The organism is Erwinia sp. PME.40.26/001 (assembly GCF_055556675.1).
The window spans coordinates 1-260 of record NZ_JBVHNP010000260.1 but is presented as its reverse complement, the minus strand read 5'-3'; the positions used below and the strand labels follow the sequence as shown (position 1 = coordinate 260).

The 260-nt window shown below is 65.4% G+C and carries 1 protein-coding gene; it reads right to left on the bottom strand.

Annotated features, from left to right (window positions below; all coding sequences use genetic code 11):
- The coding region (locus tag ACZ3HG_RS24105) for a hypothetical protein (protein WP_465334951.1) at positions 1-260 on the bottom strand (260 nt) is incomplete at both ends.

Genomic DNA, 260 nt, shown 5'->3' with positions numbered 1-260 from the left:
GTAGTGGTACGGGTCGGCGTTCACCTGAGTGCGGTGCGCGACGATTGTGGGTTCCAGCGACTCGCGGTCGGGAACCTTCGTGGTCATCGCGTTGAAGAACTTCGTCGACGAGATGTAGGGGTCCAGCCGCTCCTCGCGGGTGCCCCATCCGTCCTGCTGCTGGAACAGGCCGATCGACGTCGTGCGGGTGCCGTCGGGGTTGGTGACCCCGCCGGTTTCCCAGTCGCCGTAGTCGATGTTCCGCAGGCTGGATTCGCCCA